The following is a 17,393-nucleotide window of genomic DNA, read 5'->3' on the forward strand; positions in this document are numbered from 1 at the left end:
CATAAAGGAGGCAATAAAATTGAAGATAGAAGATGTTAAAACTATTTGTGTGGTTGGGGCTGGCAACATGGGTCATCAGATTGCCTTAGCTTGCGCATTGGCAGGTTATAAAGTGGCCTGCATAGATATTAGTCAAGAGATGCTGGATAAAGCAGAAGGTTTTGCACGATCGTATTTACCGGAGAGGGTCGCTAAGGGAAAGTTAAGCCAAGACAAAGCAGACCAAGCCCTAGCGAACATTCGTTTCACTTCGAACCTAGAAGATGCTGCAGGGGATGCTGATTTTGTCATTGAGGCCGCTGTTGAAAAGATGAATATTAAGCGGAAGCTTTTTGCAGATTTAGATAGAATTGCGCCCTCTCATGCCATACTTGCCACAAATAGTTCATATATCGTTAGTTCACAGGTAGCAGATGCAACCAATCGTCCGGATAAGGTTTGTAATATGCACTTTTTTAATCCCGCTTTAGTTATGAAATTGGTTGAAGTTGTGCAGGGACCGCATACTTCCACGGAAACCGCTCAGGTAACGATGGATTTATGCGCTAAACTTGGCAAGACAGCAGTCTGGCTTAAGAAGGAAATCTATGGTTTCCTAGTTAATAGAATCCTGTCTGCACTAGCTCAAGAGGCATTGTTCCTCGCCGATATGGGGATCGCCAGTCCAGAAGAGATTGATCTTGCGGTGACGAATGCCTTAGGCCATCCGATGGGACCCTTCCGCCTCATGGATTTAACAGGTATTGATCTTTCTTACTATGCTTCTATGGAACGCTATCAAACGAGTCGTGATCCTAAAGATAAGCCCTCACCGTTGGTTGTTGAGAAATTTACCAAGGGAGAATGGGGCAAGAAAACTAAAAAGGGCTATTACACTTACGAGTGATCTAAAACATAGGGGGTATTTTCATGATGAATGAAGCAGTTATCGTATCCGCAGTTCGAAGTCCTATTGGTCGGGCAGGGGGCGCCTTGGGTAAAATTCCTCCCGAATATTATGGAGCGGAAGTCATCAAAGAAGCGATCAAACGCGTAGGCTTAGATCCCAACGAGATCGAAGATGTATTCTTTGGAAACTGTTTGAACGCTGGTGGTAATATTGCGCGTTTATGCGCTTTGCAGGCAGGCTTGCCAGTGGAGATTTCAGGCGTTTCGATTGATCGGCAGTGCGGCTCTGGCTTGAACGCCGTGAATTTAGCGGCTCAAGCTGTAATGGCAGGAATGGGCGACGTTTTTATTGCGGGGGGCACTGAGAGCTGTTCTCTTAAACCATATATAATGGAACATATGGAGTTTTTCAGTAAGACTCCGCCTAAGTTCCGTAGTGGTTTCCAACTCTCTACTAATGAAATCGGTAATCCACCAATGGGGATCACCGCAGAGAATTTGGCGGAAAAATATCAGATCAGCCGTTTAGAACAGGACGAATTCTCTGTAAACAGCCAACAAAAAATGGGTAAAGCAATGGAAGCGGGTATGTTTAAGAGCCAAATTGTCCCACTCACCATTCCAGTAGGCAAGAATAAGACGATGGTTTTTGATTCGGATGAACATCCACGTCCGCAGACAACGCTTGAGGGATTGGGCAAACTGTCTCCCGTTTTTAAAGCGAACGGAACGGTCACAGCGGGAAACAGTTCGGGCTTAAATGATGCGGCAGCTGCCGTTGTGGTAATGTCGGCTGACAAAGCGATGGCCTTAGGTCTTAAACCTTTAGCTAAAATTCGCACATTTGCTTATGCTGGTGTTGATCCAAACATCATGGGAATCGGTCCAGTGCCTGCTACCAAGAAAGCTTTAGCAAAGGCAGGTCTTTCCTTAGACGATATCGATCTCATTGAATTAAACGAGGCTTTTGCAGCCCAAGTGTTAGCAGTGGATCGAGAACTTCATTTTAACATGGATAAAGTGAACGTTAATGGTGGTGCGATTGCCCATGGTCATCCGATCGCTGCAACGGGGGCAATTCTCACTGCAAAATTAGTCCACGAAATGACTCGCAGGGATGTTCAATTTGGCTTGATTACGGCTTGTATTGGTGGCGGACAAGGTATTGCTACAATCTTTGAGAGAGTCTAAGTGAGTCCTTAAGCGTAAGGTTGATAGATCTCCCCTGGCCCCGAGGGGTTGGGGGAGACTTATCCTTAGGCATCTTATGGTAGGCTCTGGTGAAGAATTATTGCTAGGGGGTATGAATGTGGGAGCGCATCTGATTCGTAAGATTTGTATCGTTGGGGCTGGGAATATGGGGCATCAAATTGCCTTAAGCGCTGCATTGGCGGGCTTCGAAGTGAAATGCACGGATGTGAATGAAGAGGTATTAAAAAAAGCGGAGCAATTTGTAACAACCTATCTACAGGAAAGGGTTGCTAAAGGGAAGCTGAAGCAGGATCAGGTAGATGCTGCCAGAGCTAATCTCTCGTTCACGAAGGATTTATCAAAGGCTGCTGGTGAGGCAGATCTGGTGATAGAGGCAATTATTGAACGATTAGAAATTAAACGCAAGTTGTTTGCAGAATTAGACAGCCTATGTCCGCCCCATACCATTCTCGCCACGAATAGTTCCTATATTGTGAGTTCGAAAATTGCAGACGTGACGGATCGTCCAGAAAAGGTCTGTAACCTGCATTTCTTTAATCCAGCCTTGGTCATGAAACTAGTAGAAGTTGTTAAGGGACCCCATACTTCTGAGGAAACCGCCCAAACATTAATGGACTTTTGCGTTAGCCTGGGTAAGACCCCTGTCTTATTAAAACAGGAAATATACGGTTTTCTCGTCAATCGGATGCTTGCCGCGATTAAAAATGAGTCCATTTATTTACTTGACATGGGAATAGCGGGGCACGAAGAGATTGATACAGCGGTTACCCTTGCCCTTGGACATCCGATGGGGCCCTTTCGTTTAATGGATCTGACGGGTATTGATCTTACCTATATTATAGGTTTAGAACGTTTCCAAGAAACGGGAGATCCAATTTACCGTCCTTCCCCGACAATAGCAGAGAAGTTTGTAAAGAAAGAATGGGGACGGAAAACAGGCAAAGGATTTTACGAATACCCCAATGGCTAAGTGGCTATTTCCTATACCAGAAAATTGAAGGGCAGGAGGGATTGCGATGAATGTTTCTGAGGAAGAGTTAAATATTATCCGTCAAGCAGTGCGCACTTTAATTAAAAGAGATGTGGAGCCACTGAGTGAGCAGATGGAGGAAGAAGATAAAGTCCCTCAAAGTTTGCTCGATAAGGCTGCGGAGATGGGATTGTTTGGTCTAAGCATTCCCCAAGAGTATGACGGCTTAGGGGCAGGTATGGTAGGCAAAGTCATGATTTTTGAAGAATTAGGTCGCGGGCCGAATTGCTTTGTGTCCATAATTGGTTGCCACAATGGAATTGGTAGTGTCGGGATTGTGATGGCTGGCAATGAAGAGCAAAAGAAACGTTACCTGCCTAAAATGGCAGTGGGCGAGCTGATAGGCGCCTTTGCCCTAACAGAAGCGTCTGCGGGTTCTGATCCTGGCAACATGAAGACAACCGCCGTGTTAAAGGGTGATAAATATATCTTAAACGGCACCAAACAGTTTATAACCAATGGCGATATAGCCAATGTATTCACGGTGATGGCTGTAACGGACAAGAGTAAAGGGAGCAAGGGTATTACATCGTTTATCGTTGAGCGGAACTTTAAAGGGTTCACTGTCGGTAAGTATGAGAAGAAAATGGGACTTCACGGGTCTCAAACGGCTGAGCTGATCTTTGAAGACTGCGAGGTCCCCGTTGAGAATGTTTTAGGTGAGCTAGGGCAGGGATATGTTAATGCCCTTAAAATCTTGGCTAATGGACGAGCTGGACTGGCAGCTCGAAATCTTGGTTCTAGCCAAAAGTTAATGGAAGTAAGTATCAAATACGCTCTGCAGCGCGTCCAATTTGGCAAGCCGATTTTTGAGAATCAAATTATACAGCATTATTTAGCCAATATGGCAATTGAGATTGAGGCTTTGCGCAGCTTGACGTATGATGTTGCTCGGAAAATTGACCGAGGAGAAACCGTGATCAAAGAGGCAGCTATTGTGAAAACCTTTGGCTCCGAAGTCTATGGTCGGGTAGCGGATATGGCTGTTCAAATTCACGGAGGTATGGGTTATATGAGAGAGTGCGAAGTCGAACGATTCTATCGCGACGCTAGGATTGCACGCATATACGAAGGCACTTCAGAAATTCAACGCAATATCATCGCCAATCAGTTAAGGAAGGAATTTGCGCTATAAAGGAGGAGAGGAAATGCAAGAGGCAGTTATTGTGGCTGGGGTGCGTACCGCTATCGGTAGAGTGGGTGGTGCTCTCAAAGAAATTGAGGTCGATTATTTAGCGGCTGAAGTCATGCGAGAAATACTCAAGCGCAGTGGGATTCCCGGGCAGTCAGTCGATGAAGTCATACTAGGTCATACAAAACAGAGTGGGGATAATCCTAACCTTGCTCGTTTAGCTTTACTGAGGGCCAATATGCCCGAAGAAGTACCCGCATATACGGTCCATCGTCAGTGTGGATCTGCCTTGACAGCAGTTAATAACGCAGTTCAGGGGATCTGGGCAGGAAGCTCGGAAGTGGTCATGGCTGGTGGCGCAGAAAGCATGAGCACGGCTCCCTATTATCTGAGGAACGCTCGGTACGGCTTTCGGATGGGAAATGCCGAAATTTTAGATTCAAATACTGAAAGTCAACCTCGCTGCCAGCCAGAAGATCAATATGGACGCTTGACAATGGGAATGACTGCAGAGAATCTGGCTGAGCGATATAATATCAGTCGCCAAGAACAGGATGAATTTGCCCTTGCTAGTCAAGAACGTGCCCTGCGAGCGATTGGGGCAGGACTATTTAAGGAGGAAATTGTTCCTTATCAAATTAAAAGTAAAAAGGGTGTTGTCGTTTTTGATCAAGATGAACACCCTCGTCAAACCAGTATGGCTCAGCTCACCAAATTGGCCCCTGTCTTTAAAGAAGGGGGTACTGTCACGGCAGGTAATTCCAGCGGCCGCAATGACGCGGCGGCCGTATTAATGCTAATGACTCCAGAAAAGGCTAAAGTGTTCGGGCTGAAACCATTAGTTAAAGTGATCGGAATTGGGGCAAAAGGAGTACCGCCTCAAATTATGGGTATCGGCCCAGTGGCGGCTTCTCAAGCTGCTCTTAAAATGGCAGGCCTAAGCTTAAATCAGATAGATTTGATAGAACTAAACGAGGCATTTGCGGCTCAGTCATTGGCCGTTGTAAAAGAACTTGGCTTGGATCTTTCGAGAACGAATGTTAATGGCGGTGCGATTGCTTTAGGGCACCCTTTGGGAGCAACTGGTGCAATCATCTTAATCAAATTAATTAATGAGATGATGCGGACTGGCAAGAGATTCGGCTTAGCAACTTTGTGTATCGGCGGAGGTCAAGGTATCTCCACTGTAGTCGAAAATCTGACGATCTAACTCCAAAACAGATTATTTTCAATAAGTGTACCATTTGATAACTGAATATTTAAAATTAAAGGAATAATGTAGCAATGCCGCTTATGACTTGGGAGGTTTTACTGTGACGAGAGAACTGAGAGTAAATAATGAGTGACAAAATGTTTACCAAGCTGTTGCCGAATTTATACTTTGTGCTCGGTGAGCAGGGTGGGCGGTTTCCCTATAGCAATGGGTTAATGATCGATACCGAGCTTAAAGTTTTGGTCGATACAGGTTTTGGACGCAGTCGGATAGAGCGGATTATCCAAACCGGTGAAGTGGACGTCATCATCAATACTCATTATCACTTGGATCATGTTTTTGGTAACAAGTATTTCCCACATGCCAAGATTTGGGCCCACACCCTGGATGCTCCCGCCTTGCGTTCCCCTAAGGAATTTATGGCTTACACCGGATTAAATGAAAGACTAGGATTCCCCGCCCCCTTGCATTTTCCTGGAGGTCCTCCGAGCTGTGAGGTAGCTAAAGAATTGGCGGACAAGGAAATACTGGATTTTGGGGCGGTCAAATTACAGGTGATTCACGCCCCAGGTCATACTCCCGGGCATATTGCCCTCTATGAACCACAGGCGGGTATATTGTTTTCAGGGGATATCGATCTATCACCTTTTGGACCTTGGTATGGTAATCTTCGTTCGGAACTTGAAGATTTTAAAGGTTCCATCCATCGTCTAATTGAGTTAAACCCCAAGGTATTGGTGACAAGTCATAGGGGTATTGTCACAGACCATATCAAGGAGAGTTTACAAGAATACTCAGATAAGCTCCAAATCCGTGACGAACAGATTTTAAAGCATTTACATGTTCCCAAAACAATAACAGAACTAGTGGATTCAAAAATTATTTACCAACGTTTTCCTGAACCAGAAAAGCTCTATCGTTTCTTCGAAGAGGTAATGCTTAGAAAACATCTACAATCCTTAGTGAAGCAAGGTAAGGTTTATGTAAAATCGAATGAAAGATACAAATGCTCGTAAAATGGAACCTGATTGTGATCCGTAGGTTACACCAAAGTTGAGTGATTTAAGATAAGTTAGGGATGAATACACGAGGAGGAAAATTAAGATGAACAGATGGGCGCAGGTATACCAAAGTAAGCTCGTTTCTCCAGAGAAAGCAGTTAGTGTTGTTAAAAATGGGGATTGGATTACATATACATTTGCTGCAAACACATTGCCAGTGCTAGACCCTGCTTTAGCTGTACGTATCCCGGATCTTCAGGATATTGTCATTGTCAATGGAATCTCGGCGCGTCCGCATGCTATTCATAAGGCAGATCCCACAGGGATCCATAGTATTTGGAATTCCACTCACATGACGGCTTTGGACCGAATGTATGCAAAAACAAGGAAAGTGTATTATGGTCCCATGAAGTACTCTGAAGCCCCGCGCTATGTTCGGGAGAATTGTCCTCCTGACATTCTGATGATTCAAGTCGCCCCAATGGATAAACACGGATATTTCAATATGGGGCCAACAATTAGCCATTATCGTGCTGCAGCAGACATAGCCAAAACGATTATCGTCGAGGTCAACGAGAGCATGCCTTATGCTCACGGCGGGTACGGCAATAATATTCATATTTCTGAAGTTACTTACGTTGTTGAAGGCGGGCATCAAGAATTACCGCAGATTGCTAACGAAGAAGCTTCGGAAGTAGATCAGAAAATCGCGGAGTTTGTTCTCAAGGAGCTTAGGGATGGAGATTGTTTGCAACTTGGGATTGGCGGGATGCCTAATGCCCTGGGGAAAATGATAGCTCAGTCTGATTTAAAAGACTTAGGAATTCATACGGAGATGTTGTGTGACAGTATGGTGGATATGGTGGAAGCAGGACGGATCTCCGGCAAGAAAAAACAAATCGATCAAGGTCGGATGGTTTATACCTTCGCTGCCGGATCACAAAAACTGTATAATTTTATTGATAATAATCCTGAATGTGCGGGTTATCCAGCTGATTATACCAATGGTCGTAACATTGCTTGTCAAAATGATAACGTGGTATCGATTAATAATGCTATCGAAATCGATCTCACAGGACAAGTGTGTTCGGAATCGAAAGGGACTCGTATGATCAGCGGAGCAGGCGGGCAATTGGATTTTGTAGATGTCGCTTATAATTCCAAGGGCGGAAGAAGCTTTCTTTGTATAGCTTCAACGTATACAGACTCGAAAGGAAAAATGCATTCCCGCATTAACCCTCTCCTGACTTTAGGTGCTGTGGTTACAGTTACGCGACCAGCCGTTCAATATATTGTGACGGAGTATGGGATCGTTAATCTCAAAGGGCAGCCGATCTGGGAACGTGCAGAGAGATTAATTAGCATTGCTCACCCAGATTTTAGGGATGAGTTAATCCGAGAGGCACAAAAATTAGATCTGTTGAGATAAAATACGTGGAAACTTAGCTATGAAAGGCATGGAGATTTGTTTAATGAACAACACCATTAATCTTAAGGAGGTTCGATTTAATGAATGGTTTCTTTGTTCTTGCCAAACCAGAATTGATCTTTGGAGCCGATGCTTCACTAACAACAGGTACTCGATTGAAAAAATTAGAATGTACGAAGATTATTTGTGTCTATGACAAAGGAGTGAAGGCTGCTGGTCTTGTAGACAAGATAGTTAAAGCGATTGAAAGTGAAGGGATTGAAGTCATACATTACGATGGTGTCTTGCCAGATCCCCCGGATACCGTGGTCAACGAAGCTGGAGAGCTGGGAAGGAAGGAAAAAGTCAATGGAATTGTAGCAATTGGCGGTGGGAGTGCCATGGATACGGCTAAGGGTGTAAATATCTTGTTATCAAACCCCGGCAGCATAGTCCAATATGGCATACAAACTGTTTACAATAAGTCTAGAACCCCTATGATCATGATTCCAACGACAGCTGGAACCGGCAGTGAAATGACGAATATGGGAGTTATTACTTCTTCTACTGAAAATCGAAAAACAATTATCTATGGTGAAGGGTGCACGGCCAACGTTGCAATCTTAGACCCCACATTAACCATAGGATTGCCTCCTTATCCAACCGCAGCAACAGGAATGGACGTAATAGCCCATGCTGCTGAGGCCCTAACAATTAAGCGCAACTGGAATGAATATTCTGCAATGTTTGCGGAAAAGGCCATTGAATATGTGGTTAAATATCTTCCTATAGCTGTCGCTGACGGCAATAATATAGAAGCCAGAGAACATATGCTGCTGGCTGCTGCTTATGCTGGAATTGCGTTTACAGATGCTACTGTTCACATGGCCCATGGTATTGGACATTCCCTGGGCGCAAAATTCCATGTCCCTCATGGCAGTGCATGTGCTATTGCTCTGCCATCCGTTATGAAATACGTGTCGAAAACCGACCCCGCCAACGTAAGACGTGTCGGGAATGCAATGGGGTTAAATTTGAAAGAAGAGCTTAGTGCAGAAGAAATTGGACAGGCTGTTGCAGATGCTATGTATGCACTAAACGCCAAAATAGGGATTCCTACTTTACAAGACCTGAATATTGGCAGGGATGATTTCGCTGATATTGTAGATTTAGTCATTATGGATACAACTTACTTCTATTATCCAACCAAGGCAAATAAACGAAATCTCTTAGCTATGCTGGAAGAAGCCTATGTCAGAGGGGAAAAGTAATTTTTTGGGAAGTAGGTTTGAGGATGTTAGATAAACTATTACGCATAGATTTAACGAGTGGAAAAATCTCTACTGAAGTTATTCCAGAGGAATACCTGCGGGATTACATCGGGGGGGCAGGCTTAGCCGCTCGATACTTGTATGATGAAATTCCAGTTAGTGATGACGTTTTCGATGAGAGTAACAAGCTTATGTTCTCAGTGGGGCCTCTGAATGGAGGACTTTTCCCGACCTCAGGAAGGTATAATGTGTCCTGCAGGTCCCCTCTGACAGGCATCTGGTTGGACTCAAGTTCGTCAGGTAAATTTGGCTTTGTCTTGAGAAAGGCCGGTTATTTAGCGATTATTCTGGAAGGTAAATCAAAAGATCCCGTCTATATTTGTATTAACAATGATTCAGTAGAAATCAAGGACGCTTCGAAATTGTGGGGACAGACGATTTCGGCTACTATTGAGGCTGTACAAGCAGAATGTGGTCTTGAAAAATCCAGTGTAGCAGCTATTGGTCCATCAGGGGAAAAATTAATTAAAATTGCTTGTATTATTAATGACTCAGCGCGGGCCATTGGTCGTGGTGGAGCGGGTGCCTTAATGGGTTCCAAGAATCTCAAGGCCATTCTTGTGGCTGGAGACAATAAAGTTGCCAAGTTTGAAGAAGATTCTTGGAAGGAACTTGTCAAGGAAACGATGACATGCATCAAAAACCATCCTATTACAGCCTCAATGAGAAAATATGGAACAGCAATTGGAATGGCTCTGGCTCCTGGAAACGGAGATGCACCCACTAAAAACTTTGCTCTTGGCACATGGAATAAATATAACCAAATTGCTGGCCCTTATATGGCAAATACTATTTTGGAAGAACATGCGCCTGAGTGCCATGCTTGCCCGATCCATTGTGCTCGATACGTAGAGATTCCCGACGGACCTTACGAGATGAAAGGAAGCGGTCCCGAATATGAAGCGCTAGGTTCATTCGGGTCCAATGCTTTGAACGATGACCTGGAGTCCATAGCCTACTTTAACATGCTTTGTAATGAACAGGGTGTTGACGTTATTTCAGCTGGAGCTGGAATTACCTTTGCAATGGAGGCCTATGAAAAGGGGATTATCTCTAAAGAAGAGCTTGGTGGAATTGATTTAAAATGGGGAAACCAAGACGCCATGTTGGCACTGCTCAATCTCATTATGCACAAGGATGGAATTGGAGAACTGCTAGGAAATGGAGTAAGGCACGCTGCTTCCGTAATTGGAAAAGGCAGTGAAGAATTTGCTGTTCATGTCAAAGGAATGGAGCTTGCCATGCATGACCCTAGAGCATTTTCCGGATTTGCAGTAACCTATGCCACATCCCCTCGTGGTGGATGCCACTGTCATGGCTATATCGGAGGATGGGATGGATCCAGAGACATGCCAGAAGCGGGTGTTGTCGGGGTGCTGCCACCGCATCAAGAGGAAGGAAAAAGCTTATTGGTAAAAGCGGTACAAGACTTTTGTTCAGCGGTTAACGGTTCTATTATTTGTTATTTCACCTTGTATGCCCTGAGCCCGACTCAATTAGCTGCGATCCTTACTGAAGCGACAGGTTATCAATATGATAGCAAGAGAGTTCTAAAAACTGGAGAAAGAATCTTCAATCTTCAAAGAGCTTTTAATAACAAGTTCGGGATAACTAAAGCGGACGATGCCCTGCCTAAACGTGTGATGACCTCTGTCATTGGTGGTCCAAATGAAGGTATTGTGCCTGATCTTGATAAAATGCTTCTCGAATACTACCAAGCGAGAGAATGGAATAACGATGGCAAGCCTACTAGGGAAAAGTTAACGGAGCTTGGACTAGACTTTGTGATTAAAGACCTATATCAATGAACTTGTTCAGCTTAAGCTGAACATCGAGACGGTGCCGTAAGTCTCCAGTACGAAAAGAATATGGAACACCCCTTATAGATGTGGGAGAATCCTTCTGACACTCGATTGACAACTCCCAGTTAGATAAATCTAGGGTCTTTACGGCAACAAGTGGTAAACCGGTCGTGCATAGCAGAGAAAGATTGGATGCCTATGCACGATATATTTTTTCCATCAGAACCCCATAAACAAAGCAGCAACCAAAGAGGTTTCGAAGGGAGTATCTATGATTCAAGCTCAAGTATTTGGCGTTAATCATTGTAGTAATCAAGCAATACTTCTAGAAGCAGCTAATGTCGAAGAATTAATTCTTAAACTTTGTAAGGAATTTGATAGGGTTGATCCTGATAGTCTCAGAAGCTGTGCTGTTCTTATAAATAATGAAAATGTCATGAATCAAGATAGAGGAAAAACGAAACTGAAAGATGGAGATGAAGTACTGTTTTTAACCCCTATGATAGGGGGCTAAGGAGATAAGTCTAAAGGAGGATTATTTTGGCTAGTAATTTTATGTACAGTAACCAAGATCATAAGTTTATTCTCAAAGAATGGCTAAACGGAGCAAAGATTTTCGAATTGAAGCGTTTTAGGGATACTTTTGGCATTGATGATGTGGACGGTATCCTTGACCAAGCCTTAAAAGTGTGCAAAGAAATTGTTGCGCCCACCAATGACGACGGAGATACGATCGGGGCGGTCTTTAAGGACGGGAAAGTCACTGTCCCCCCGTCCTTTCATAAGGCCTTCAAGTATATCCAAGCAAACGGTTGGGGATCTAGTAACAAAGACATAGATGGAGAAGGGACCCTTCCAGAGATTCTGAGCGGTGCTGTTCGTGAGTTTGTTTATGCAGCCAATCCTGCTTTCATGCCCTATGTAGGCTTAGCGGGTGGGATAGCAGCTGTGATCAAAGAGTTTGGGTCTCAGGAACAAATAGATCGCTTTACTCCAAAAATGTTCGCAGGCCTTTGCGGAGGGACCATGTGCTTAACCGAACCTAGCGGTGGCTCTGATGTAGGAGACTTGGCTTCCAAGGCCTACCCTACGGATCAACCCTCTATTTTTAAAATTAAAGGGACGAAATGCTTTATTACCGCAGGGGATCACGACCTGACAGAAAATATTGTGCACTTGGTATTAGCGAGGGTTGAGGGGGCGGCATCCGGAACTAAAGGACTGTCGTTATTTATTGTGCCAAAAATTTGGATTCATGAAGACGGTAGCTTAGGGGAACCTAATGATGTATCAACTATTGGGATCGAACACAAAATGGGTCTCAAGGGTTCCGCTACGGCTATGCTTAGTTTTGGTGAAGAGGACCGTTGTCGCGGTATATTGTTGGGAAGCCCGCCGGACGAAAGAGGGTTTGGGCAGGGGATAGCCCAAATGTTTAAAATGATCAATGGATCGCGAGTCAATACAGGACATAGTGCCCTAGCGGTAGCGACCGTAGCCTATAACAATTCGGTTCAATATGCTAAGGAACGTATTCAAGGTAGACCCATAACCGATCCTAAAGGAAGTCGAGTACCCCTCATTCAACATGAAGATGTTCGTCGTATGCTACTCACGCAGAAGGCTACAACAGAAGCTGTGCGAGCTATGATTTATAAGGCTTACTATTATTTAGATTTAATGGTCTATGGGGATGATCCAGAGGATATCCGTCAAGCCAAGCGCTCAATTGAAGTTATCACTCCTTTGATCAAGGCTTATAGCTCGGACCAAGCTTGGCTTACGATTACAGAAGCTATTCAAATCTACGCAGGTTACGGGTTTACTGAGGAGTACCCAGTAGCGCGCCAGGCTAGGGATGTCAAGATTTACTCCATATGGGAGGGGACGAATTTCATCCAGTCGTTAGATTTGGTTTTTCGTAAGTGGAGTTTGGACAAAGGCAGTATATTTAAGGAATGGCTCGAGGAACTGGCTACATTTGTCCAAGACAACAAGGACCATACCACGTTTAATGTCGAGTTCGAGGTATTGGGTAATGCCATACAGTCATACCGCGAACTTATGGATACAGTCTCTGGTTACATTTCTGATAATATTCGGCTCGTTCCGTTGTATAGCACAAGAATACTGCGAATTACAGCCGAACTCTATGCAGGTTGTTTACTAATGCAACAAGCTTTGGTGGCCCAAGGAAACCTAGGTCAGGGGAACCCTAAAGAGGACTTCTATATCGGGAAAATACACACTGCTCAATTTTATATAAACAATATAGTTCCTGATGTGATGGCAACGGTTCCAATTATTAAAAAGGCTGACACCTCTGCCATTAACATGCCTGAAGTTGCTTTTTAACCACGTGATCCCCCATTATACCCATATAAATTGCACAGAGCCATTCACCACTTGAATTGAATGTTAGTGGTGAATGGCTCTATTGTTTTATAAGATAATCAATACGGTGGAGTAGTGAGCACTTTAGCTACCTACATGATTGAGAGCGGCGAATCTCAAATGGCAGTTCTTGCAAAAAGACAGGATAATGGAACGCTAAAAAAGTAAACTTTACGATTGGACTTTTTTGCTTTTGGTCTTTGGAACCTAATTTTTACCCATTTCTGCAAGCCAAAATTGGTAGTGATAGAATCCTTAGATTGGATATCCCTGATGACTATTTAGTTGCTACGACGGAAAAGCGAGAGGTTCGGATACCAGTCGATGAATTAAGGGATTTCATCCGTCCAACCTGTCAGCGCTGTTTTGATCCAACCGCGGAATTCGCCGACGTTTCGGTTGGTTCAACTGAGCACGACCCAGAATGGAATACCTTAATTATCAGAAGTTCTAGAGGACAGGAAATCGTCAAAAAGGTTTGTATCGCGGGACTTCTAGAGACTAAACCGTATCCTGAAGAACGTAGTTCCCAAGAGATCTGAATGTATACAAGGTAAACAGGTTGTTGTTCAGAGTGTATGCAAATTACACATATTTAAAAGCGCAGAACATGGAGGGACTAAAATTTTTACTGGCATATTTATTGCAATGTTAAAATTACAAGTCTATTATGAATTTTTAGAAAATTCATAATAGACTTGTAATAAATTTGTAATCTGTTGATTTTGAGGAAATAATGGCTTCTAGCCGATCGCAGGAAAGGAGGATGCACTTAGCGTAAAATTTGTTTTGACAGTCATAAGATTAGGAAAAGAGGAACATCTCATTTAAAGGAAATGAAAGAGGTGCAAATATTAAATGAAATGGATCAAAAATTTAGGGTTAGTACTTTCTCTAAGCGCTCTCCTCGTGGTCTCGGGTTGCGGTACTAAACCAGCAGCAACCAGTGATTCCGAACCTAAGGCGAATACTGAGGTCAAAACTGTAAATATTGGGTATACCGGACCTATGAGTGGCGGTGCTGCTTTATATGGTAAAGATGTAACCGACGGCTTAGATATGGCAGTAGAGGAGATCAATGCCAAAGGGCTTACCGTTAGCGGACAAAAGTACAAAATAAATCTAGTCAAACTTGATGACCAATATATGCCTGATAAAGCTGCAACGAATGCGCGTAGGCTCAAGGCTGAGTACAATACCCCCGTTATCTTTATTCCTCATAGCGGCGGTATTTTCGCCCTCCAACAATTCAATGAAACGGATGGATTTGGGATAATGGCTTACACGAGTGAACCGAAGATATCTCAAACGGGAAATAAATTGACTATGCAACTTCCTCCACCCAATAATCTCTATCCTAAAGAGTTTTCCAAAAGGGTTATGGATAAATTTGGTAAGAAATTAGCCCTTGTTCCCACCACAACCCAGTACGGTAAGGATTGGAGTGCAATGATGATTCCTGCTTGGGAAAAGCTCGGTGGAACGATTGTCGCCAATAACCCTGTCGATTATAACAAAGAAGTAGACTTCAATACCTTTATCAGCAAGGCCTTGGCAACAAAACCAGATGTAATGTTTATAGGCGGACCCTCCCAACCGACTGCTACAGTTGTCAAACAAGCTAGACAACTCGGTTTCAAGGGCGGATTTATAGTCATGGACCAAGCTAAACTTGACCAAATGGCGGCTATAGTTCCATTGACAGATTTGGAAGGAGCTGTGGGTGTTTGTCCGATTGCCAATTTTGATTCCCCAGGGGTAGCTCCTTTTGTGGAACGGTACAAAGCGAAGTATGCAGGTAAAATACCAGCTTCAGAGCAAACTTATAATTATGAACACATGATGCTGCTTGCTAAAGGCATGGAGAAAGCTGGAAATGTTACCGACGCGACAAAGATTTTTGAGGGAATGAAGGGGGTTATGCCCCTTAATGATCCCAGCATGGTCCATACACTGTATGGTATTGGTCCTGGAGGCGCTTCAACGACGGATGGTGCTGGGATCATGGTAGAAAATGGGAAGTTCAATAAAGTGTTTATGATTAAAAATCCATTAAGTCCTTAATAGGCAATTCAGGTGGGGTAAAAACCCCACCTGAATCGAGAATATTGTTACACCTGGAGATTTCTCAAGAAAACACTGTTCAAGTACAGATTTCCCCTGACCTGAATTGTTGGGGGAAATTGTATTTTATAAGGCAACGAATTGCTAGAGAAAAGGGCAAATAGAGTATGACTTGAAAAATATATTGATGTTCATTCCAAGGAATCGGAGCTAAGTCAAGTTAAGTTAAGTATGCTTGTTCAAAGCGCCTTTAATAATAATCTTAAATGAGATGGCAGTGTTATTCTAAGTTGGTATAGTTTTTGCAGTTGTACTTAATTAGAATTTTCCAAATTATTATTAAATGAACGGCGACCCTTGCACATGTGCAAGAAGAGGAACAAAACATTATTAAAATTTGAGGGAGGTCTACTTAGTTTGAGAACAAGAGCACAATATATCGAGGGATTAGGCAAGAAGAACAATAACCTTTATTTCAACGGTGAAAAGATGGATAGGCTTGATGAGCGTCAACAAGGAGCGATTAACGTCATGGGTTTGTCCTTTGATGCGGCTTGGGATCCCGCGACCAAGGACCTTTTTACAGCAACGTCCCACATCTCTGGGCAAACCATCAACCGTTTTAATCACATTCACCAAAGCGTTGACGACTTGCATAAGAAGCAAGACATGACCCGTATGTTAAGCCACAAGGTGGGAGGGTGTATTCAACGGTGCATGGGAGTAGATGCTGCTAACGCGATCAATGCAGTTTCTTACGAAGCACAGAAAGATCCCAATGCCAAAACCGCGTATCATGACAACTGGCTAAAATGGCTGGAACGCTTCCAGAACGAAGACTTAGTTGCTAGCTGCGCACAGACTGACGTCAAGGGCGAGCGCCTAAAACGGCCGGCAGAGCAGACTGATCCGGACATGTATGTACACGTGGTAGAAGAGCGGAGCGACGGGATTATTGTCCGCGGCGCTAAGGTTCACATTTCTGAAGCCTCGATCTCCGATGAGATTCTAGTAGTACCGAACAGGGCTCTAAGAAAGGGTGAAGAGGCCTATGCACTTTGCTTCGCGGTTCCTTCGGACTATGAAGGCATTAAGCAGGTTGTCCATTTACATGGTAGCCGTAAGCGTGACCATTTTCGAAGGGGAATTGAAACAGGCTATACTGATTCTTATATCATCTTTGACGATTGCTTCGTTCCCTGGGAACGCGTTTTTCTCTGTGGGGAAACCCAGCATGGCGGCCTGACAGCTCTGCTCTTTGCTCTCTTTCATCGTCATTCCTACTCCGGCTGTAAGCCTGCCACACTCGACTATGTCATCGGTTTGGCGGCTCTGGCAGCGGAAATTAACGGCATTGAGAAGACTCCACATGTGCGTGAACTACTGTCTAAACTGATCATGACGGGTGAACTCGGATACGCGGCTGGCTTCACGGCATCAGCTCTCGGAAAGCCAGAAGTCTACATGCCAGGTATGGGTCTTGTACCGTATGGACCTGGTAACTATATTCCAAACTCCATCTATGCCAACGTCGGAAGGTGTCTATCGGGTGAGGCAGTGTTCCATGAACAAGAAATCCTTTGCGACATCGCGGGGGGTTTGCCAGCGACCTTCCCCTTTGAAAAGGATCTGACCAACCCCGAAACTAAACATCTGTTAGAGAAGTACCTCAACCGTAACCCGAAAATCCCTATTGAAGAACAGATTAAGTTTTGGATGACGTTTATTGATTTCGGCCTCTCCGGGTCCGCTGGAACTACCCAATATGGTGCATATCATGGCGGCGGTTCCCCGATCATGGAACAGATTGCCATTACTTCCCAGTACGACATAGAGTCCAAAAAGGACATAGTCAGAGCCATTGCTGGAATGGCACCTAGGCCAAAGAAGAAATAGTGCAGTGGGTCGAAAAACCCAA

13 protein-coding genes and 2 pseudogenes are annotated in these 17,393 nt (G+C 44.1%); all 15 read left to right on the forward strand.

Annotated elements, in window-relative coordinates; all coding sequences use genetic code 11:
* Positions 1 to 19 precede the first annotated feature (19 nt).
* The 15 genes and pseudogenes from ACYQ3Q_RS19980 to ACYQ3Q_RS20050 all read left to right on the forward strand — a co-directional run bounded on the left by ACYQ3Q_RS19980 (position 20) and on the right by ACYQ3Q_RS20050 (position 17,371).
* Positions 20 to 886: a 3-hydroxyacyl-CoA dehydrogenase family protein gene (locus ACYQ3Q_RS19980; RefSeq protein ID WP_459930268.1), complete on the forward strand. Its 867-nt coding sequence runs from the start codon at positions 20 to 22 to the stop codon at positions 884 to 886.
* Between the two features lie 26 nt (positions 887 to 912).
* Positions 913 to 2,079, forward strand: coding sequence for a thiolase family protein (locus ACYQ3Q_RS19985; protein WP_459930429.1), 1,167 nt, complete (start codon positions 913 to 915; stop codon positions 2,077 to 2,079).
* Between the two features lie 76 nt (positions 2,080 to 2,155).
* Positions 2,156 to 3,070: a 3-hydroxyacyl-CoA dehydrogenase family protein gene (locus ACYQ3Q_RS19990; protein WP_459930269.1), complete on the forward strand. Its 915-nt coding sequence runs from the start codon at positions 2,156 to 2,158 to the stop codon at positions 3,068 to 3,070.
* A 46-nt stretch (positions 3,071 to 3,116) separates the two neighbouring features.
* Positions 3,117 to 4,265, forward strand: a complete 1,149-nt coding sequence (locus ACYQ3Q_RS19995) for an acyl-CoA dehydrogenase family protein (protein ID WP_459930270.1) — start codon at positions 3,117 to 3,119, stop codon at positions 4,263 to 4,265.
* Between the two features lie 13 nt (positions 4,266 to 4,278).
* On the forward strand, positions 4,279 to 5,472 hold the full coding sequence (locus ACYQ3Q_RS20000) for a thiolase family protein (protein WP_459930271.1): 1,194 nt from the start codon (positions 4,279 to 4,281) through the stop codon (positions 5,470 to 5,472).
* A 128-nt stretch (positions 5,473 to 5,600) separates the two neighbouring features.
* Complete coding sequence (locus tag ACYQ3Q_RS20005) at positions 5,601 to 6,491, forward strand: MBL fold metallo-hydrolase (protein ID WP_459930272.1); 891 nt, start codon at positions 5,601 to 5,603, stop codon at positions 6,489 to 6,491.
* Positions 6,492 to 6,579: 88 nt separating this feature from the next.
* A complete protein-coding gene (locus tag ACYQ3Q_RS20010; protein ID WP_459930273.1) occupies positions 6,580 to 7,905 on the forward strand; it encodes an acetyl-CoA hydrolase/transferase family protein in 1,326 nt (441 codons plus the stop codon).
* Positions 7,906 to 7,985: 80 nt separating this feature from the next.
* A complete protein-coding gene (locus ACYQ3Q_RS20015; RefSeq protein ID WP_459930274.1) occupies positions 7,986 to 9,155 on the forward strand; it encodes an iron-containing alcohol dehydrogenase in 1,170 nt (389 codons plus the stop codon).
* A 23-nt stretch (positions 9,156 to 9,178) separates the two neighbouring features.
* The gene (locus ACYQ3Q_RS20020; protein WP_459930275.1) at positions 9,179 to 11,023 is read left to right on the forward strand and encodes an aldehyde ferredoxin oxidoreductase family protein; all 1,845 of its coding nucleotides are present in this window, start codon (positions 9,179 to 9,181) and stop codon (positions 11,021 to 11,023) included.
* Positions 11,024 to 11,288: 265 nt separating this feature from the next.
* The gene (locus ACYQ3Q_RS20025; protein WP_459930276.1) at positions 11,289 to 11,531 is read left to right on the forward strand and encodes a MoaD/ThiS family protein; all 243 of its coding nucleotides are present in this window, start codon (positions 11,289 to 11,291) and stop codon (positions 11,529 to 11,531) included.
* A 26-nt stretch (positions 11,532 to 11,557) separates the two neighbouring features.
* Positions 11,558 to 13,372 carry an acyl-CoA dehydrogenase family protein gene (locus tag ACYQ3Q_RS20030; protein WP_459930277.1) on the forward strand — a complete coding sequence of 605 codons (1,815 nt, stop codon included), beginning with the start codon at positions 11,558 to 11,560 and terminating at the stop codon, positions 13,370 to 13,372.
* 108 nt (positions 13,373 to 13,480) lie between these two features.
* Positions 13,481 to 13,579, forward strand: a pseudogene (locus ACYQ3Q_RS20035) (hypothetical protein); the annotation flags it as partial.
* Positions 13,579 to 13,953: pseudogene (locus ACYQ3Q_RS20040) on the forward strand (Coenzyme F420 hydrogenase/dehydrogenase, beta subunit C-terminal domain); the annotation flags it as partial. The pseudogenes ACYQ3Q_RS20035 and ACYQ3Q_RS20040, both read left to right, overlap by 1 nt.
* Before the next feature lie 316 nt (positions 13,954 to 14,269).
* Positions 14,270 to 15,475, forward strand: coding sequence for an ABC transporter substrate-binding protein (locus ACYQ3Q_RS20045; protein ID WP_459930278.1), 1,206 nt, complete (start codon positions 14,270 to 14,272; stop codon positions 15,473 to 15,475).
* Positions 15,476 to 15,892: 417 nt separating this feature from the next.
* On the forward strand, positions 15,893 to 17,371 hold the full coding sequence (locus tag ACYQ3Q_RS20050; RefSeq protein WP_459930279.1) for a 4-hydroxyphenylacetate 3-hydroxylase family protein: 1,479 nt from the start codon (positions 15,893 to 15,895) through the stop codon (positions 17,369 to 17,371).
* Positions 17,372 to 17,393: the final 22 nt, after the last annotated feature.

It is taken from the genome of Desulfosporosinus burensis (genome assembly GCF_054657535.1).